Origin of the sequence: Yoonia vestfoldensis, assembly GCF_002158905.1 — a bacterium.
In the GTDB taxonomy this organism is placed as follows: Bacteria; Pseudomonadota; Alphaproteobacteria; order Rhodobacterales; family Rhodobacteraceae; genus Yoonia; species Yoonia vestfoldensis_B.
This window is the reverse complement of sequence record NZ_CP021431.1, coordinates 3,398,921-3,414,933: the sequence shown is the minus strand read 5'-3', so window position 1 is coordinate 3,414,933 and position 16,013 is coordinate 3,398,921. Positions and strand designations below refer to the sequence as shown.

Here is a 16,013-nt window from a genome sequence, read left to right as displayed (position 1 = left end):
CCCCACGCTTGACGACGTTCTGGGGCTGGGCGGGGTCGAGCTTCAGTTCCTGATCGACTTTATGCTGGTTTTCTTTTTGCATACGCTGCGCCTGAGCGCGTTTTTCCTTTCCGCACCTTTTTTCGGCGCTGCGGCCATCCCCGTGCAAGTCAGGGTGATTGTCAGCGTCGTGATGGCCCTTGGCTTTTATGGTATGATCGAGGTACCAGATCCGACCAATTTACCGTTTCTGGCCATGATCGAAATCGCGTTGATCGAGATCGCAATTGGTCTGTCGCTGGGTCTGGCATTCACGATTGTCTTTTCTGCCGTTGCCCTGACAGGCGAGAAAATCGCCGCCTCTGCGGGACTTGGCTTTGCCGCGCAGATGGACCCGAACTCTGGCGGACAGACGCCGGTGGTCAGCCAGTTTCTCAATCTTTTCGCTATTGCCGCATTTCTTTCGTTGAATGGGCATCTGCATATGATTGCATTGATCAGGATGAGTTACGAAATACTGCCACTCGGTCAGCCGTTCCAATTTAGCGCCTTTGTCAGCGGAGGATTGGCCGCTGCGGGCCATATGTTTACGATTGCGTCGCAACTGATGCTGCCTGTCGTTTCGATCCTGCTTTTGGCGAATATCACGGTGGGTGTTGTGACGCGGTCCGCGCCGCAGTTGAATTTGTTTTCATTTGGGTTTCCGCTGACGATCCTGACATGCTTTGTGGCGCTTTATGTTTCGACCACGCCATTTGCCAACGGCATAGCCGAGCTGGTCGAATTTATTCTCGAATTCATCGAAGACACCATCGCGGAGGCAGAAGTTGGCTGATCCTGAAAGCGACGGTCAAGAAAAGACCGAAGAACCAACCCAGAAACGGCTGGAAAAAGCCAAGGAAGATGGACAGGTCGCCAGCTCTAAGGAATTGTTTGTTCTCAGCACATTACTGGCTGGTTTCCTGCTGTACTTTGGGCTGTCGCCGTTTTTCGCGACGATCTTGCTGGAATGGTCGTCCCTGCTGCGCTTTTCTGGCGAAAACGGGCTGCAAGACGAAATCTACCGCAATATGGGTGCGTCTTTCACATTCATATTCTGGAAATCGGTCATTTTCGCACTGCCTTTGCTGGTGATTATCGTGCTGACGCAAATGACAATGTCCGGCAGCATCAACTGGTCCACTTCGGCATTGGCCTTCAAGCCCAATCGTATCGACCCAACAGCCGGGTTGAAGCGCATGTTTTCGGTCAAAGCCCTGGTCGAAATGCTCAAAGCCGTGGGCAAAGTTGCGTCGCTGATCGGCGCAGCCATTTTTGTATTCACCAGCGAAGTCGACAAATTGCTGACGTCGCAGGCGACGCATCTGTTTGGTGGTATGTCCCGTCTGGGTGATGTCTTTGTTTTGCTGATCATCGTCTTTCTTCTGGTTCTTGCTATTATCGCGATGTTCGACGTCGTTTATCAACAATATGATCACAACAAGAAACTCAAAATGACGCTTCAGGAATTGAAGGATGAAAGCAAGCAAACGGAAGGCTCCCCAGAAGTCAAAGCCAAGATCCGTCGCCTTCAAATGACTGCGGGTGCGCGGGCGAAACAGCGGCGCGAAGCCATGGACCAAGTGCCAAGCGCAACCGCGATTATTACCAACCCGATCCATTTTGCTGTCGCCTTGAAATACGAGATTGGGACCAGTGGCGCGCCGACAATTCTGGCAATGGGGCGCGGCCATCAGGCGCAAGAGATTATCCGCCTTGGCAAAGACGCGGGCGTCACGGTCTTTTCCAACGAATTACTGGCCCGCGCCTTGTTCTTTGCAGGCAAGATCGGAGATGAGATTCCGCCGCCGCTCTATACGGCGGTCGCGGCTGTGCTGGCTTTCATCTACCAACTGAACAAGGGCGAGCAGGTCGACGCGCCGGATGTCGAATTACCCGACGATATGCTGTTTGATTCAAATGGAAAGTCGCTGTCATGACCCAATTCAAGCGCCGAAAGCACCAGACACGCGGTGAGATGATCAGCACTTTCGCGCTGGCTATTTCCGGTGTTTACTTTGTAGGCGAGGCGCGCCTTTACCAAGAGGAGGGCGCGACAGGTTACGCCGTGATGATCGGTCTGTGCGGTTTGCTGGCGCTGGCGGGTGCGCTGCGGTTTCATCTGCATAATCTTTGGCGCTGGGTCAGGCAATTTCGCAAATGACAGCAAACAACAAACCACCGCGCATGATTTGTGGTGACTGCCAGTATTTAGGCGTGACCTATCAGCGGCAAAACCCGTGGAAATGCGATCGCTTTGGTTTCAAATCCAAAGAATTGCCAGCGCGGGTCGTTCTTCAGACAACTGGCACAGAATGTGCATTCTACACCCCTAAAGCGCCCATTGTGCGCAAATCTAAGTAGCAGGAAACCGAAACATGGCCGCACGTTCCCCCAAGACTGCCGATAGCCCGGATCTCGATCAGAGCATTCAGATCGCTCTTGATGCGGCCGAAGCGTCAATGGATGTGACCGCCGAATTCGAGCGGATCTCGGCGCAATTCGAACAAACGGTGACCGCCGCGCAGCGGTTGGAAAAGATGTCACGCATGGCCTTGATGGCTGGCGGCGGCGTCGCGGTTTTAGCGATATTGCTAATGGCGACGATCTGGCAAAGGTCGGCGTCCGGTTTGGAACGGCTGAGCGCGACCAATACCGAATTGCTGACCATTCTGGCTGAAAACGTGTCCACGATGGACGACAAATTGGTTCCCATTGTCGCGCTCGATTCACAGATGGCGCGGTTGCGTGATGAATTGACCGTCTTGAACGAAAGGGTTTCTGTCGCGGCGCAGGCCTTGGATGATACCTCCGCGTTGCGATCCGAATTGGCGGCGATGAATGATATGCTGGCCGCGTTTGATACGCTGGAAGCGGCGCAAATGCGGTCAGAGACGCTGGCGCAGGACATCGGCGACAGAATAGCGACATTAAACGGAGAGTTGGCAATGAATGTATCCACGGTGATGCGTGATACATTCACGGCGCAATCAGAGACGATTACCGATATGATCACCGATCTATCCCAGGCGGCTGATGCCGCAGGCAATAGCGCGGGCGCAGAAGAATTGGTCGCGATCAAAGAACAGATGGAAACGCGTCTTCAGGAAATCGCGCAGCGGATCAACAGGCTGCAGGCGGGCGCATCGACATCGGGTGCCAGCCCATCGCAAGCCCGGCAAGACCCTGATATTATTAAGTTTCCGTGATGGCTGTAAGCAGCCCGCCCGAAGAAAAAATTGTCGAGGTCGCAGCGCCCGGACCGCTGAAACTGGTCAAGGTCAAAGGGACGGGTTTGCAGCGGGATTATTTTCTGCAAAACGATGATGTTGTGATCGCGGTGAATGGCAAACATTGGTCGCAGATCGGATCTATCGAAGCCACGGTCAGGACCGCGATTGAAAGAACGGGACGCCCTGTTCTGGCGACGATCGTGCGCGACCAGAAAATGTTTTCTGTTTTCGTGTCAAAACCCTTTCCCAAGGATTCGATTATTCTGGCCGGAGAAGAGGCGCAGGCCTTTCGTGATTTCAAAACTGCGATGTCCATCGCCTATATCCGAACGCTGAGCAATTATGTAATTCTGGCGGATGGTGAAAATGCGGCCGATGTGTTCGAGATGCGCAAATCATTTCTGGCCATGATCTTCCCGCCTTTATGGCTGATTTCGCGTCGTTTGTGGGAACAGCTGGCGGCCTTTACCTGTGCGATTATGACAGCATTCGTGGTCCATCAATTCTTGGGTCTGCTGATGTATTTTTTCATGTGTGTCTATGTTGGCATAAGGCAGGTCCCACTTGGGCTTTCGTCGATGCAAAGAGAAGGCATGCGGCGGCGGATGGTTTTTGCGGCCAGTGACGAACATAATGCTCAGGCGGTCGCGTTGGATTTCAATGACAAATTGCAATTCAAGTTCACGAGCAGGGAAAAGGCAGACGGGCTGGCCATTGATGTCGAGATTGTGTGAGCGATGAAGACAGAGACAGATAGTTCAGAGATGTCGGAATCGACACCGAATTCGCGTCAACGGCGGCCTCGATCAGCCAAGCAACCCTGCCAGCGCTGTCAGGTGATCCGGCTGTTTTTGATTGCGGCTGCTGGGGTTGGCATCCTGCAGTTAATCGCGCCCGGCACTTTTGCGATCTTGCAAGGGCTGGGTCCATTGACCCTGTCGATCTGTTTTGTGGCGGGATTCGGGATCATCGCGATCGTGAAAAGCGTTGCGGAATATCTGGCAACGCGGGCTGATGATTCTGACAGGCCATCGTGACGGGTGATTTGATGGAATTGCGCGCCAGGCTGGCGGGGCGAATGCAAAATCTTGGTTTCGTCGATAAGAAATCGCCTGAAAATCCGATGCGCATAGGCTGACCGCATCGCGTATATGCCCAATAGAGCAATTTTCAGGCCAATCCGACAAGAATGACCGAAAGAGGTTCATTCTGTCTGAAAGATAGTCCCCGCAGAAATTATTCTTCGTTAATTTAGTATTAACAAAAAGAGAAAAGTTTCCTCATGTTGTATATGTCCCCCAATGCGCATCTTGCGCAAAAGCAGTCGCTTGTTTTTACGCCGCAGCTTCAGCAGGCGATAAAACTGCTGCTTTTCAATAATATCGAGCTGTCGAACTACGTCGAAAAGATTGCCGAAGAAAATCCGTTTGTAGAGGTCGAGCTGCCGCAAATACGCATTGCGACGCCGCCCCTGATCAGCGCATCGCAGCGCGACCCGTCTTTTGATCCGATCAGCCTGTTGGCCGATACCTCAACGCAAGGTTTCGCTGCCCAGCTTTTCGCGCAGGTTGACGATATTTTGACAGAACAGGCTGAACGCGCCATCGGCTATGCAATCGCCAGCCATGTCGAGCCGTCGGGCTGGTTGTCGGTCCCGCTGTCTGTGCTGGCCAGCAATCTGGGTCTGGATGAACAGCCGGTCCACGCCGTCTTGCGCAAATTGCAAACGGCAGAGCCTGCCGGGCTGTTTGCCAGAAACCTCGCGGAATGTCTGGCCTTGCAGATTGCCTTGGATGACCCGGATCGCGCGGCCTTGCTGATCGTGGTGGAAAACCTGCAGCTGGTGGAACGCGGTGCCATCGTTGAATTGCGCAGGAAAATCGGATGTTCGGCAGAGGAGGTAAAGCGCCTGTTGCGCCGTTTGCGCGGTTTCAACCCCAAGCCGGGTCTTGCGCTGGCGGATGATGCAATGATGGCGGCGCGCGCGCCCGATATCCTTGCCGCGCGCGGCCCTGACGGCGCGTGGTTCGTGGAATTGAATGGCGCGACCTTGCCCATTCTGAAAGTCGATGAGATCGAAGGCCGCCGCGTGCGCAAGCTTGTCAAACATGACAGCGACCAAGCCTATGTGCGCGACACGCTGGGCAATGCGCGCTGGCTGAAGCGGGCGATTGCGCAGAGAAACGAGACCAGTATCAAGGTCGCCGCCGAGATCGTGCGTTTTCAGAAAGCCTTTCTTGAACATGGTATGCAACATATGCGGCCGCTGAAGTTGAAGACCGTCGCAGATGCGGTCGGGCTGCATGAAAGCACCATCAGCAGGGTGACATCATCCTTGATGATGCAAACGCCGCAGGGGACGTTCCCGCTAAAGACATTCTTCAGCACGGCCATCGAACTTGATGGCACGGACGAGGGTGTATCAGCGCGTATGGTGCGCGAAAAGATCCGCAATCTGATTGGGGCAGAGAATCCGTCGGGGCCGTTAAGCGATGAGTTTATCGCGCAGAGCTTGCAATGCGAGGGTCTGAACATTGCAAGGCGGACGATCGCCAAATATCGCAAACTCGACAAGATCCCGTCATCGTCGCAACGGCGCAGATCCTACCGTCTGCGCGCGGCCGTGTAAAAAGGCGCGGCCAATCCGGCGATTCCGGACAGCCGCCGCCTGTGGTGCGGGTGATATGCGCTATCTGTTTGCTGGATGCGCGGGCTTGCTGAGCAGGCGACCAAAGCTTGGTTTTGCGCTGGGGATGTCCTTTTTGACGTCAACCGGTGCCTTGCGCATCGACACGCCAGCCAGGTCAAACCGATAGGCCTGGTGAACAAGCCGGTCCAGAATGGCATCCGCCAAGGTCGGGTCGGCGATGATGTCATACCATTTTTCAAACGGCAGCTGGCTGGTGATCACGGTGGATTTGCGTTCATACCGGGCATCGACGATTTCCATCAGATCGCGTCGTTGCGCGGCGGTCATCAGATCTGGCCCCCAATCGTCCAGGATCAGCACATCGGTGCGCTTGATCTTGTTGAACAGCCGATCATAGGTCCCGGCCTGTTTGGCATTTGCCAGCTCTGCAAACAGTTGGGGCATCCGGAAATACAGGACGCTTTTGTCGTGTTTGCAGGCCTCGTGACCCAAGGCGCAGGCCAGAAAGGATTTGCCGACGCCGCAGGGGCCGGACATCAGAACGGTGCGGTGCGTCTCGATCCAGGCGCCGCCACGCAAGGCCTCGAAAGCGGGGCGGTCAAGGGTGCGTTCCGCGGTGAAATCGACCTTGTCCATCGTGGCATCAGCTTGGCGCAAGCGTGCAGCGCGCAAACGGCTTTGCAGACGCCGTGCATCCCGGATCGATTTTTCGCGCGCGACCATATGGCTGACCCATTGTGTCGGGTCCAAAGATGCCTTGGCGTTCTGGGCCGCCAGCTCGGCAAAAACATCCGCCATGCCGTCAAGTTTCAACGCGCGGAGCGCCTGATATGTTGCGTCTGTCGACATTTGGAAATCCTTTTTAGTGAAAGTGTTCGGGCCCGCGTATATTGCCATGCGCGATAGGGTTGGCGTTTTCATCCGCATCGGTGGCGGCGGCATCTTCGTCCAGAATTGCGACGATCGACAAAAGCGTGCAGTCGCCTTTTTCAAGCGTCACCCGGCAGGCCTGTTCCAGCATGTCGATGCCGCAGGCCGTGGCCAGCGCCAGCATATCCTGTGACACATAGCTGGAATCGACATCTGCGGGGACAGCTTCGAGGATGACAGAGAGCGCCGCGTCGATATGCGGCCCAAGCGCGCGCACCTTGGCGATATCGGATTCTTCTGACGCGGCATCAGCGATGGGCGCATCGGGCTGTTCAATCGCAACAGGCCTCGGCCCAGGTGCCGGGTCTTGCGGGATCGGCTGTTGCGCGGGCAAGGCCGTGTTTTCATTCAGCTTGGCCGACAGCCGCCTGATCCGGTCGCGGATATCTTGCCGGTGTTGGCGCCGCAGTTCTGCAAAGATATCGCCGCCTTCGGCAATGGTCTTGCGGTTTTCTTGTGCCGCAGCCCGCGCCTCGGCCAGTGACAGGGTCAGGAAGGACCCCAGCTCTATTTCGCGCCGTTTGCCGTCGATCATGATCCGCTGAAGCCAGATCCGGTCCCCATTGGCGCGCGATTTCAGAAAGACGCCGGCGGTCCAGCCTTCCTGGTCCGACTTGCGTTTGGTGAATTTCGCATGCTGACCGGATGCGCCCCCGCCAAGCCCGGCAAGTTTCAGCTTGTTCAACATTGCGCTTTGATTACCCTTCATGAATGGCGCTGCTGCGGCTTGCCCCGCAGCGCTATTGTCCAAATTCGATTTCAAGTTCGATTCTGCGATTACGTTCGCGGCCCTCGGCCGTGTTATTATCTGCGATTGGTTTCGTTTCACCAAAGCTAATCGCCGACATTTCGCGGCCCGGTGCGGGAATACTTGCTTCGATTTCTTGGACAACACTTGCCGCACGCGCGGCGGCCAGGTCCCAATTGTCCCGGTAGAGCGCGCCAAATGAGATCGGCACATTGTCCGTATGCCCAGAAACAACGACCTTGCTGGACGGATCGACGGTGACGGCGGCAAGCTCGTCGATGATGCCCCGGGCCTGGGCGGTCAGATCAGCCGAACCGGACGGGAAAGCGCCCCCCGCGCCCAGATTGACATAAACCGTGCCGTCACGCTGTTCCACCGTGACCAGCCCCTGGTCGATCTCATCCTGTAGATTGGCGCGCAATTGCGCCTCGGCCTCTTGCGCCATTTGGGTGGCGCGGGCCACTTGGCTCAGCGCATCGTCCAAGGTGGCGCCGCCGCTTTCTTGTTGCTGGCGCTGAATTTCAGAGACCATGGAAATCAGGTCATTCAATGTCTCGTCCAAGCCGCCAAAGAGAATTTCTTGTTCTGCTTTGCCTGTCGCAAGTCCGGCAATTTCGATCGCCTGTCCGACGCGCTGAAACTTGGCGATCAATTCCTGCGGCGAGGCATCCTCGGCATTCATGTTGATGGCAACCTTGCCTTCGACGATCTCGGCGTCGATGTTGACCGCGCTGCCGATTTGTTCCAGCGCCGCAGCCAGTTTTTCGGCATCCGACATATTTTCGTTTTCAGCGATATTCTGCGCGTTTTCTCCGCCCAGCCCTTCGAATTCCACCTCGCCTTCCAACAGCTGGTCTTCGCCATCCATATCCCGGTTATCGGTGGGAAGTTTCACCTCGGGTTCGCGGATTTCGGTCGTCTCCTGCGTTGCTTCATCCAAGACAGAGGGTGAAGGCGAGGGGCTGAAGTTCATTTCAAGAACGGTGGTGCCCATCGGCTGTTCGACGACAGGGATGATCCGCTGCACGCCGAAAGAATCCTTAAGAGACCCGGAAATCTGCTTGAACTTCGGGACATTCATTTCGGCAAAGGACAAGATCAGCACGAAAAACGCCATCAGCAATGTCGCAAGATCGGCAAAGGTGGCCATCCATGCAGGTGCCCCGACGGGGGGGCACTTTGGACATTCTTCGTCCTCTTCGTCTTGTTCTGCTTCGACTGCCTCGGACATCGGGGAAACCTTCTTGTTGGTGCAAAGTTACGCGGCGTCGATTTTCGCCTGCATCTTTGGTGGAAGGTTCGAAACCATCTGATCCTGAATATTGCGCGGTGATTCCCCGCGCGCGATATTGCGCAACCCCAGAACCACCATTTCGCGGTAAGCGACTTCATAGGCCGTGTAGCCCTGAAGCTTCGTCAAAAGCGGCCCGAACAACACATTGGCCACGATCGCCCCATACATGGTTGTCAGCAAGGCAACGGCCATCGCGGGGCCAATCGCCTTGGGGTCTTCCATATTCCCCAACATCAGCACCAGACCGATCAATGTGCCGATCATGCCCATTGCCGGGGCCAGGTCGATCCAGGCTTTGACAACGTTCTGATTGGCTTCATGCCGGCTTTTCATCGATTTCAATTCGGCGTTCAGCTGTTTGACCAGCTTGGTTTCATCCGCGCCGTCCACCAAAAGCTGCATACCCTTTTCAAAGAACTTGTCCGGGACAGCCTGCCCCTCTAGCGCCATCATGCCATCCTTGCGCGCGATGCCTGCCAGCTCGACCATACGTTCGATCAGGACATTCTGCTTTTTCACCGGCGGCAAGAAAGCCTTGGACATCGCGACAAAGCTGTTCAGAAAGGTCGGAAGCGGCGTGGTATACATGGCAGCGAAGAACGTGCCACCAATCACGATAAGCGCAGAGGGAACATCAAAAAATGGGCCAACACCGCCGCCAACGATCATTGCGCCGACGATCATTGCAAAGCACCCAACAAGTCCGAGTAGGGATGCGATATCCATGGTATGTCTCCCGATAAAACAGTTCGGCACACTTCATGCAAAGAAGGTGCCAAGTAGCGCTTTGAAAGGAATGAGATGCCGGGTATCGCCAATATCAACGCCGCAATTCTGTGCTTTATGATCAGCATCGGGATGGTGAACCTCGCTTTGCGCCCGGCGCAGGCGCAGGAAACCACCTTTGTTGCCAAGGGGCCAATCGTGATTGATGTGCTGGGCGGTCTGGACTGGATGCGATGCAGCATCGGGCAGGTCTGGGAAAATGACAGCTGCGTGGGGTCAGCCTTGCTGGTGCGCTTTGGCGCGGTAGATTCGTTGATCGAGCGTGCCCAGCGCAATATCGGTCCCGATTGGCGCCTGCCCACCCGCGAAGAGCTGGAACGCTTGATCGCCGACAACCCCGAACCGCCGATGATCAATCAGAATGTCTTTCCAAATACCTATCCCGGCCTTTACTGGACCAGCGATACCAATTGGCTGATGCCGCATGCGCATTGGAGCATTAATTTCTTTACCGGTCATGCCTATGGCCGCGCGCATGAAAACCGGACTTTCGCGGTGCGGCTGGTGCGCCCGCGCTGATCCTTGCCTAGACCGCGTCTGAAAAAGACACGTCGATATCCAGAATATTGGCCAGCGAGATGAGTTCTTTGTGATTGCGCACATTCCATTCGACCGGGGCAGACAGATTGCCCTCGGCGCGGGATCTGAAAACGAAAGCCCGAAAGCTTTTGAACACGGTATCGCTGCTGGTTTGCTGTTTGACGGCGGCCAGAGGATCGAGAAACAGGCCCTTCAACCGTCTGGGGCGGTCGGCCTTGTCGAAATGCACCGCGCGGTAGATGAAGGAATGGCAATGGTCCAGCGCATTGTCATCTTCGATTTCGGCCAGAAAAAACAGCATGTTTTCGGCCACGCTATACAGCTTTTCGGGGGTGCAATCGGCATAGGTCAGCAATAATTCCCGCGACATGCGGTTTGCAAAAGCTTCGATCGGCAAGTTGCCAAGAACATAACGCTCTGCGACTTTTGCGCAGACAATGTTCAAAATCCAATCTGGAGCGTAAGACATCGGAGAACCTTCATTCTGTTGGTCAGGTTACCATAATTTAAACGAGGATGGCCGCGTCCTGCGTTCGATTTTGTGCCCTAAGCAAAGCGTCTGCCGTGATGTAACCAATGAGCCTGTCACCGTCTTTTATTATGACCGTTTTCCATTGGCTTGTATTGAAAAAGTTACGAATGGTCTTGATCGATTGTGTTGCGCCGGCCTGATTTTCCGCTTTTGCCAGATGGGTCGCAGGCGGCATCCGCCTGCCTTGCAATTCCATCAGTTCAGCCAGCCTTGCCTGCGCGATTTTAGAATATTCCGACATCCAATAAAGCGTCCCGTGGCAGAGACAACCGGAATATTCATGCAGCCAGCCGCGGCTTTTTCGACAAAGACAATCAAGTGCGGTTTTTGCCATCGGTGCCGCCCCGGATGGCGTCAGTTTTTCGCATAGGCCGCAAGGACCGCCCGGGTCCGCCGTTGATCGCGCTGCAAGCACGCAAGCTGTGCCACCAGATCATCGCGCGCCTGCCTGTGACGGCCCATGATCGCGGTCAAACGCGCAAGGTCATGGCGTATTTGCGCTGCCGGAACGTCCGACAGCCCGGCAAGACATGCCTGCATGTCCAGATCAATACGTTCTGCGGCATCAAAATCGGCGTCTTGTAACGCGGCCTCCAGCGCCTCTTGGGCCTGTTCCAAGGCGACAAGAAGCGGGTCATGCAGCCGTGGCGTCACTTGATCTTCTGCCAGGCGTCGAAGATTTCGGAAATCGAATGATAGGCCCTGTCGATCTGCGCTGTATCGTCATTCCGCATCAGTTTCAGGGTCTGCTGTCGGGAATATTCATACAATTGGAAAAGGTTGGTAGAGATTTCCCCACCCCGTTCAAAATCCAGACTTGATTGCAGCACATAGATCGAGGTCAAGACGCGCGCGATATGGGTCTTGAATATCTCGCTATCGCGCGCCGGTTCCTGCATCAGGATGCCAAGGCTGCGCACAAGATATTCCAGTGTCGCCTTGATCAATTGATGGCCGTCTTCGGGATTGAACCCCGGATTTTGTTGCTGGCGCTTGTACACTGCGGCGGGACTTAACATTGACATCGAATACGGCTCCGTCGGCATTGTGATCTCCAAGTAGAAACGACTCACTGCACGACTTGTTTAGTGGCGCGTTCAAGATTACCGGTCATTTGCCGCTGATGCGGCGAGTGTCTCTTGCAAGAAGCGTTCCACGGAGTCGCGATCCACCAGCGTCAGGCCCTCGGTGATCTTGCGGGTCTCATTGGCGGCGATCAGTTTGATATTCGCATCGGCCATTGCCGATAGCCCGGCGATGTCAATCCCGCCGATATCCATATGCGTCAAAACGGTCGCGGGGCAGATCGCTTCGAACATCATGGTATATTGCTTGATGGCAGCGATGGACCATGTGCTGGGCAGGATCAGCAAAGGGCTGACATTGCTGTCGGGGATGCGGTCAGTGACCCATGCCAGCGCCTCGGCAATGGCGTCCGGTTCGGTCAGGTCGCAATCAATGATGTCGTTGGATGCGATCTCTGCATCATCGTCGCATGACAGGTTCTGAAACGCAGAATTCAGCAAAGTGGCATATTGTTGCAAACGACCGCAGCTGACAAAGCCCTTTTGCGACACTTGCACCAGACGCGGGTGGAAAGCCGTGGTGCGCAAGCGTTCAAAGGCCAGCTGCGCCGCGACGGTGGTCTTGCCCGCACCGGGTGGGCCGAACAGAAACAACACCGTATCTTCATGCACAACAGAGCTTTCGGCATCATCGGCGATCCGCGCGGCCAGCAGGCGGCAGGCGTGGTCTTGCTGGGCTTGCAGATTATGCAGATCGGGCGCGATCGCGCAGGATCGGGCAATATCTTCGGGGAAGCCATAATCAAAGATCGACCGGCGGTGCGGGCTGGCCGGCAAGGGTGCAGGCGCGGCTGGCACGGCGCTGCGCGGGTCCCATTCACCCGCATTGGGCAGGGGGTCGGGGGCCGGTTTCGCGATATTGCCGCCTGTGGCCGTCTCTTTTGCCATTGGGCTGGCGACAGGCGGTGTTGCCTGCGCCGGGATTTCGGGATCAGGGGTGGCGGCAAGGCGTTGGCGGAATAATTCCTCGAATTGCGTTGCATCCAATATGCTGTCCGGCTCTTCGGCTGGTCGCGCCACACGGCCCGCGTTGCGTGTGGCATCCTTGGCCTTATTGCGGCCGCGCGCCAAGGCAAGATCGGCAGGCTGTCGCGCAGCCGGGGCAGGATCGGATCCGTTGCGCCGCGCCCGCGCGCTGCGCATCGCCGCCCCCAGATCCATCGCGTCGCTGGGCCAGGATTGCGGCTTGCTGTCATCCCACGGCGGCTGATTGGCCATGTTCGATTCGCGGGTTGCGCGGACTTCGGTGATGTCGCCCATCTTTTTGACGGACAGGATCATGGCATCATCGCCAAGCTCGCGCACCGCCTTTTCCATCGCAGTGTCGGGATCGGATGCTCTGAAGATATATTCAGTCATGACCGTTGCGCCTTATCGGGGGGATCAAAAAACTGGCCATGCTCATTCCACGGCCAATTGCTCTTCGCCAGAAACGGTCGCGACGATCTCTACCCGCCGTCCATCTGGCAATTCGGTGAAGGAAAGGACCGGAAAATCTGCGATATGCTGACGCAGAAAGGCCGAAAGCTTGCGGCGGATCTGCGGCGAGACCACCAGAAAGGGTTTCTTGTCGGCTTCGCCTTGTTCTTCGTTGATCCGCACCAGCGATTTGACCATCTGTTCGGCCAATGATCCGTCCAGCAGCAATTGATCGCCCTCGGACCGCTTGGCGGCATTGATCAGCAGATGCTCGAAGGCGCTGTCCAGCGTCACCACCGGAAGGGCGGTGTTCAGCGGCGTTGTCTGTTGGATCAGCAGGCCGACAAGATGCGGGCGCAGCGCCTCGGCTGTCTCTGTGATGCTCATGTTTTTACCGGCCATTTCGGAAATCAATTCCAAGATGCGGCGCAGGTCGCTGATCGGAATGCGTTCGCGCAGGATCTGACGCAGCACCGCTGTCAGGTTATGCAAGGGCATCAGTTTGGGGACGACGGATTGCACCAGCTGCGGCACCACCTTCGACAGATTGTCCAGCAGTTCCTGCACATCATCCTGCCCGATCAGCTCTGACGCATATTTATACAAGATCTGGCTGAGATGTGTCGCCAGAACCGTTTCAGGTTCGATGATGATATAGCCGTTCGCCTCTGCTTCGAATTCGCGATCTGCCTGAATCCAGGTGGCATCAATGCGGAAAGACGGTTCTTTGACATCGATGCCCTCGATTTTGACACGCGATGTGCCGCTGGGCAGTGCCAGCTTTTGGTCGGGGTAGATCTTGTCCTCGGCGACGACAGTCTGGCCGATCTTTATTCTATATTCATTGGCCGTCAGCCCCAGATCGTCGCGGATGCGCACGCTGGGCAGGACAAATCCCAAAGCCTGCGAGACTTCCTTGCGCACGGTGACAATGCGCCGCGCCAAAGGCCCGCCATCGTCTTTGTCGACCATGGACAACAGCGGATAGCTCAGCAGCAATGTCACCGCAGACAGATCCGCGACATCGGTGATTTTCAGGCTATTGGGATTGCTGTCTTCGACATCTGCCTTGGCGTCGTCTTCGTCCTCGGTGCCCTCGGTCTGCTCTTGCTTGCGAAAGAAATAGGCCGCGACACCAGCGGCAAGACCCATCCCGCCGAACAGCGCCGTAGGCATGCCGGGCACAAGGCCGATCAACAGCAGCACCCCGGCCACCGGGAACCATGCGCGTGACATGCTGACTTCGCCCTTGATATGCTCGGCCATATCCTGGCTTGAAGATACGCGCGTGACGATGATGGCGGTGGCAATGGACAGCAGCAAAGACGGGATCTGCGCGACAAGGCCATCCCCGATGGACAACAGGATATAAAGCTCGGAGGATTCCTGGATCGACAGACCATGCTGCAACATCCCGATCGTCAATCCACCGATCACGTTGATGGCCAGGATCAGGACGCCGGCGACAGCGTCGCCTTTGACGAATTTGGACGCACCATCCATCGCGCCATGGAAATCCGCCTCGCGCGAGATTTCGGCGCGCCGCGTGGTTGCTTCTTCGGCGGTCAGCACCCCGGCGTTCAGATCGGCGTCAATGGCCATCTGTTTGCCGGGCATCGCATCAAGCGTAAAACGGGCAGAGACTTCGGACACCCGGCCCGCGCCTTTGGTGATAACGACAAGGTTGATGATCACCAGGATGACGAAAACGAAGATCCCGACAACATAATTACCCGCAATGACAAAGGCGCCGAATGCTTCGATCACCGCCCCGGCGGCGCTGGTGCCGGTGTGACCTTCGCTGAGGATGATCCGTGTCGAGGCGACGTTCAGCGCCAGCCGCAAGACCGTTGCCACCAGAATGAGGCTGGGGAAGGACGAAAAATCAAGCGGCCGGTAAGTGTGCAATGCCACCATCAAGATCAACAGCGACATGAAGATATTGAGCGTGAAAAAGATATCCAGCAGGAAGGCTGGCAATGGCAGAACCATCATCGCCACAAGGATCAGAATGCCAAGCGGCAGCGTGATGCTGGTCAGGCTGCGCCCCAACAGGTGCCGCGGTGCTGTTGTATCGGACAAGCTCATCTGACTTGCTGCTCCATCTGCTGCAGCGCCTGAAAGGCACCACTTCACCCAAGTGACAGGCAATTCTTGTGCCAGTAAAAAAATGCATTGTATCTCTGCTCTGCGCGGCACTGGCACGACATATGCAAGACCAAGGGCAAAACGCGACTTGCGGAGGATATTTCTGTGCGTGACTTTGCCTTAACCGATCTGATCAAGACCTGTGCGGCCTTTGCGATTTTTGCCGCGCTGGGCGCCTGCAACATGAATGGCCACACATCATCCAGTCACGCGGGCATATCGCCTGCTGCACAACAAGTCGTTGCAATCGAAAATGCGCTGAAGGCCACCGATGCCGCTGTTGCACAGCAAACCGTCCCGCCGATCATCGGCACGGGCTATGCCACGATTTCAGCGCAGCCTGCCCATAACATCAACCAAAAGCGCCTGATGGCGATCCGCGTCGCCCGGCTTGATGCCATGCGCGACATCACCGAACAGGTGCATGGGTTGCGGCTGAGCGCGCAAACAACCGTGGTTGATGCGGTTTTGCAGAATGATACAACACGCGCCGCTGTCGATGGCACCATTCGCGGCGCGCGCACGGTGCGGATCAATCCGGTGGGCCGAGATACTTATGAGGTCGTGCTAGAGCTGGACCGCGACATGATCGCGCGCATCCTGATGGCCGTGCGATAAGCGGGCAGGAGG

Annotated in this window: 19 protein-coding genes; 9 read left to right on the top strand and 10 right to left on the bottom strand. The window is 56.2% G+C overall.

Annotated elements, in window-relative coordinates:
* Window positions 1–76 precede the first annotated feature (76 nt).
* The 7 genes from fliR (at window position 77) to rpoN (ending at window position 5,880) form a co-directional block, all read left to right on the top strand.
* Window positions 77–814, top strand: a complete 738-nt coding sequence (gene fliR / locus LOKVESSMR4R_RS17140; RefSeq protein ID WP_237331835.1) for a flagellar biosynthetic protein FliR — start codon at window positions 77–79, stop codon at window positions 812–814.
* On the top strand, window positions 807–1,958 hold the full coding sequence (locus tag LOKVESSMR4R_RS17135) for an EscU/YscU/HrcU family type III secretion system export apparatus switch protein (protein ID WP_087211188.1): 1,152 nt from the start codon (window positions 807–809) through the stop codon (window positions 1,956–1,958). The genes fliR and LOKVESSMR4R_RS17135 overlap by 8 nt, the downstream gene beginning before the upstream one ends.
* On the top strand, window positions 1,955–2,182 hold the full coding sequence (locus LOKVESSMR4R_RS17130) for a hypothetical protein (protein ID WP_087211185.1): 228 nt from the start codon (window positions 1,955–1,957) through the stop codon (window positions 2,180–2,182). Before LOKVESSMR4R_RS17135 ends, LOKVESSMR4R_RS17130 begins: the two co-directional genes overlap by 4 nt.
* A gap of 214 nt (window positions 2,183–2,396) precedes the next feature.
* Window positions 2,397–3,227 carry a hypothetical protein gene (locus LOKVESSMR4R_RS17120; protein WP_087211178.1) on the top strand — a complete coding sequence of 277 codons (831 nt, stop codon included), beginning with the start codon at window positions 2,397–2,399 and terminating at the stop codon, window positions 3,225–3,227.
* A complete protein-coding gene (locus LOKVESSMR4R_RS17115; protein ID WP_087211174.1) occupies window positions 3,227–3,985 on the top strand; it encodes a DUF2628 domain-containing protein in 759 nt (252 codons plus the stop codon). The genes LOKVESSMR4R_RS17120 and LOKVESSMR4R_RS17115 overlap by 1 nt, the downstream gene beginning before the upstream one ends.
* Window positions 3,986–3,988: 3 nt before the next feature.
* Window positions 3,989–4,288, top strand: coding sequence for a disulfide bond formation protein B (locus LOKVESSMR4R_RS17110; RefSeq protein WP_087211170.1), 300 nt, complete (start codon window positions 3,989–3,991; stop codon window positions 4,286–4,288).
* 245 nt (window positions 4,289–4,533) lie between these two features.
* Complete coding sequence (gene rpoN / locus LOKVESSMR4R_RS17105) at window positions 4,534–5,880, top strand: RNA polymerase factor sigma-54 (RefSeq protein ID WP_237331834.1); 1,347 nt, start codon at window positions 4,534–4,536, stop codon at window positions 5,878–5,880.
* Between the two features lie 60 nt (window positions 5,881–5,940).
* On the opposite strand, the gene istB is transcribed toward rpoN, so the two are convergent.
* From istB to LOKVESSMR4R_RS17085, 4 genes are read right to left on the bottom strand one after another with little or no spacing between them, the layout of a single operon-like run.
* Window positions 5,941–6,750, bottom strand: coding sequence for an IS21-like element helper ATPase IstB (gene istB / locus LOKVESSMR4R_RS17100; RefSeq protein WP_087211167.1), 810 nt, complete (start codon window positions 6,748–6,750; stop codon window positions 5,941–5,943).
* Window positions 6,751–6,763: 13 nt separating this feature from the next.
* On the bottom strand, window positions 6,764–7,540 hold the full coding sequence (locus LOKVESSMR4R_RS17095; protein ID WP_237331833.1) for an Arm DNA-binding domain-containing protein: 777 nt from the start codon (window positions 7,538–7,540) through the stop codon (window positions 6,764–6,766).
* A gap of 31 nt (window positions 7,541–7,571) precedes the next feature.
* Window positions 7,572–8,810, bottom strand: coding sequence for a flagellar motor protein MotB (locus LOKVESSMR4R_RS17090; protein ID WP_087211161.1), 1,239 nt, complete (start codon window positions 8,808–8,810; stop codon window positions 7,572–7,574).
* A 27-nt stretch (window positions 8,811–8,837) separates the two neighbouring features.
* A complete protein-coding gene (locus LOKVESSMR4R_RS17085) occupies window positions 8,838–9,599 on the bottom strand; it encodes a motility protein A (protein WP_087211159.1) in 762 nt (253 codons plus the stop codon).
* Between the two features lie 75 nt (window positions 9,600–9,674).
* Between LOKVESSMR4R_RS17085 and LOKVESSMR4R_RS17080 the strand changes: the two genes are divergently transcribed.
* On the top strand, window positions 9,675–10,178 hold the full coding sequence (locus tag LOKVESSMR4R_RS17080) for a DUF1566 domain-containing protein (protein ID WP_087211156.1): 504 nt from the start codon (window positions 9,675–9,677) through the stop codon (window positions 10,176–10,178).
* A gap of 7 nt (window positions 10,179–10,185) precedes the next feature.
* Here the strand turns inward: LOKVESSMR4R_RS17080 and LOKVESSMR4R_RS17075 are convergent, their stop codons facing one another.
* The 6 genes from LOKVESSMR4R_RS17075 to flhA form a co-directional block, all read right to left on the bottom strand.
* On the bottom strand, window positions 10,186–10,668 hold the full coding sequence (locus tag LOKVESSMR4R_RS17075; protein WP_237331832.1) for a hypothetical protein: 483 nt from the start codon (window positions 10,666–10,668) through the stop codon (window positions 10,186–10,188).
* A gap of 37 nt (window positions 10,669–10,705) precedes the next feature.
* Complete coding sequence (locus LOKVESSMR4R_RS17070; protein WP_157898264.1) at window positions 10,706–11,065, bottom strand: hypothetical protein; 360 nt, start codon at window positions 11,063–11,065, stop codon at window positions 10,706–10,708.
* Between the two features lie 20 nt (window positions 11,066–11,085).
* Window positions 11,086–11,385: a hypothetical protein gene (locus LOKVESSMR4R_RS17065; protein WP_087211150.1), complete on the bottom strand. Its 300-nt coding sequence runs from the start codon at window positions 11,383–11,385 to the stop codon at window positions 11,086–11,088.
* Window positions 11,382–11,756, bottom strand: coding sequence for a flagellar export chaperone FliS (gene fliS / locus LOKVESSMR4R_RS17060; protein ID WP_237331831.1), 375 nt, complete (start codon window positions 11,754–11,756; stop codon window positions 11,382–11,384). The genes LOKVESSMR4R_RS17065 and fliS overlap by 4 nt, the downstream gene beginning before the upstream one ends.
* A gap of 78 nt (window positions 11,757–11,834) precedes the next feature.
* On the bottom strand, window positions 11,835–13,175 hold the full coding sequence (locus LOKVESSMR4R_RS17055; RefSeq protein ID WP_087211144.1) for a hypothetical protein: 1,341 nt from the start codon (window positions 13,173–13,175) through the stop codon (window positions 11,835–11,837).
* Between the two features lie 42 nt (window positions 13,176–13,217).
* Complete coding sequence (flhA, locus tag LOKVESSMR4R_RS17050; protein ID WP_087211142.1) at window positions 13,218–15,323, bottom strand: flagellar biosynthesis protein FlhA; 2,106 nt, start codon at window positions 15,321–15,323, stop codon at window positions 13,218–13,220.
* Window positions 15,324–15,488: 165 nt separating this feature from the next.
* On the opposite strand from flhA, the gene LOKVESSMR4R_RS17045 reads away from it, so the two are divergent.
* Entirely contained in the window at window positions 15,489–16,001 is a 513-nt protein-coding gene (locus tag LOKVESSMR4R_RS17045; protein ID WP_237331830.1) for an LPP20 family lipoprotein, read from the top strand.
* Window positions 16,002–16,013 lie beyond the last annotated feature (12 nt).

Excerpts from the sequence above, each read along its gene's own strand:
- LOKVESSMR4R_RS17130 (WP_087211185.1), top strand. The coding sequence starts at position 1,955 with ATGACCCAATTCAAGCGCCGAAAGCACCAGACACGCGGTGAGATGATC.
- LOKVESSMR4R_RS17120 (WP_087211178.1), top strand. The coding sequence starts at position 2,397 with ATGGCCGCACGTTCCCCCAAGACTGCCGATAGCCCGGATCTCGATCAG.
- LOKVESSMR4R_RS17115 (WP_087211174.1), top strand. The coding sequence starts at position 3,227 with ATGGCTGTAAGCAGCCCGCCCGAAGAAAAAATTGTCGAGGTCGCAGCG.
- LOKVESSMR4R_RS17110 (WP_087211170.1), top strand. The coding sequence starts at position 3,989 with ATGAAGACAGAGACAGATAGTTCAGAGATGTCGGAATCGACACCGAAT.
- rpoN (WP_237331834.1), top strand. The coding sequence starts at position 4,534 with ATGTTGTATATGTCCCCCAATGCGCATCTTGCGCAAAAGCAGTCGCTT.
- istB (WP_087211167.1), bottom strand. The coding sequence starts at position 6,750 with ATGTCGACAGACGCAACATATCAGGCGCTCCGCGCGTTGAAACTTGAC.
- LOKVESSMR4R_RS17095 (WP_237331833.1), bottom strand. The coding sequence starts at position 7,540 with ATGAAGGGTAATCAAAGCGCAATGTTGAACAAGCTGAAACTTGCCGGG.
- LOKVESSMR4R_RS17090 (WP_087211161.1), bottom strand. The coding sequence starts at position 8,810 with ATGTCCGAGGCAGTCGAAGCAGAACAAGACGAAGAGGACGAAGAATGT.
- LOKVESSMR4R_RS17085 (WP_087211159.1), bottom strand. The coding sequence starts at position 9,599 with ATGGATATCGCATCCCTACTCGGACTTGTTGGGTGCTTTGCAATGATC.
- LOKVESSMR4R_RS17080 (WP_087211156.1), top strand. The coding sequence starts at position 9,675 with ATGCCGGGTATCGCCAATATCAACGCCGCAATTCTGTGCTTTATGATC.
- LOKVESSMR4R_RS17075 (WP_237331832.1), bottom strand. The coding sequence starts at position 10,668 with ATGTCTTACGCTCCAGATTGGATTTTGAACATTGTCTGCGCAAAAGTC.
- LOKVESSMR4R_RS17070 (WP_157898264.1), bottom strand. The coding sequence starts at position 11,065 with ATGGCAAAAACCGCACTTGATTGTCTTTGTCGAAAAAGCCGCGGCTGG.
- fliS (WP_237331831.1), bottom strand. The coding sequence starts at position 11,756 with ATGTCAATGTTAAGTCCCGCCGCAGTGTACAAGCGCCAGCAACAAAAT.
- LOKVESSMR4R_RS17055 (WP_087211144.1), bottom strand. The coding sequence starts at position 13,175 with ATGACTGAATATATCTTCAGAGCATCCGATCCCGACACTGCGATGGAA.
- flhA (WP_087211142.1), bottom strand. The coding sequence starts at position 15,323 with ATGAGCTTGTCCGATACAACAGCACCGCGGCACCTGTTGGGGCGCAGC.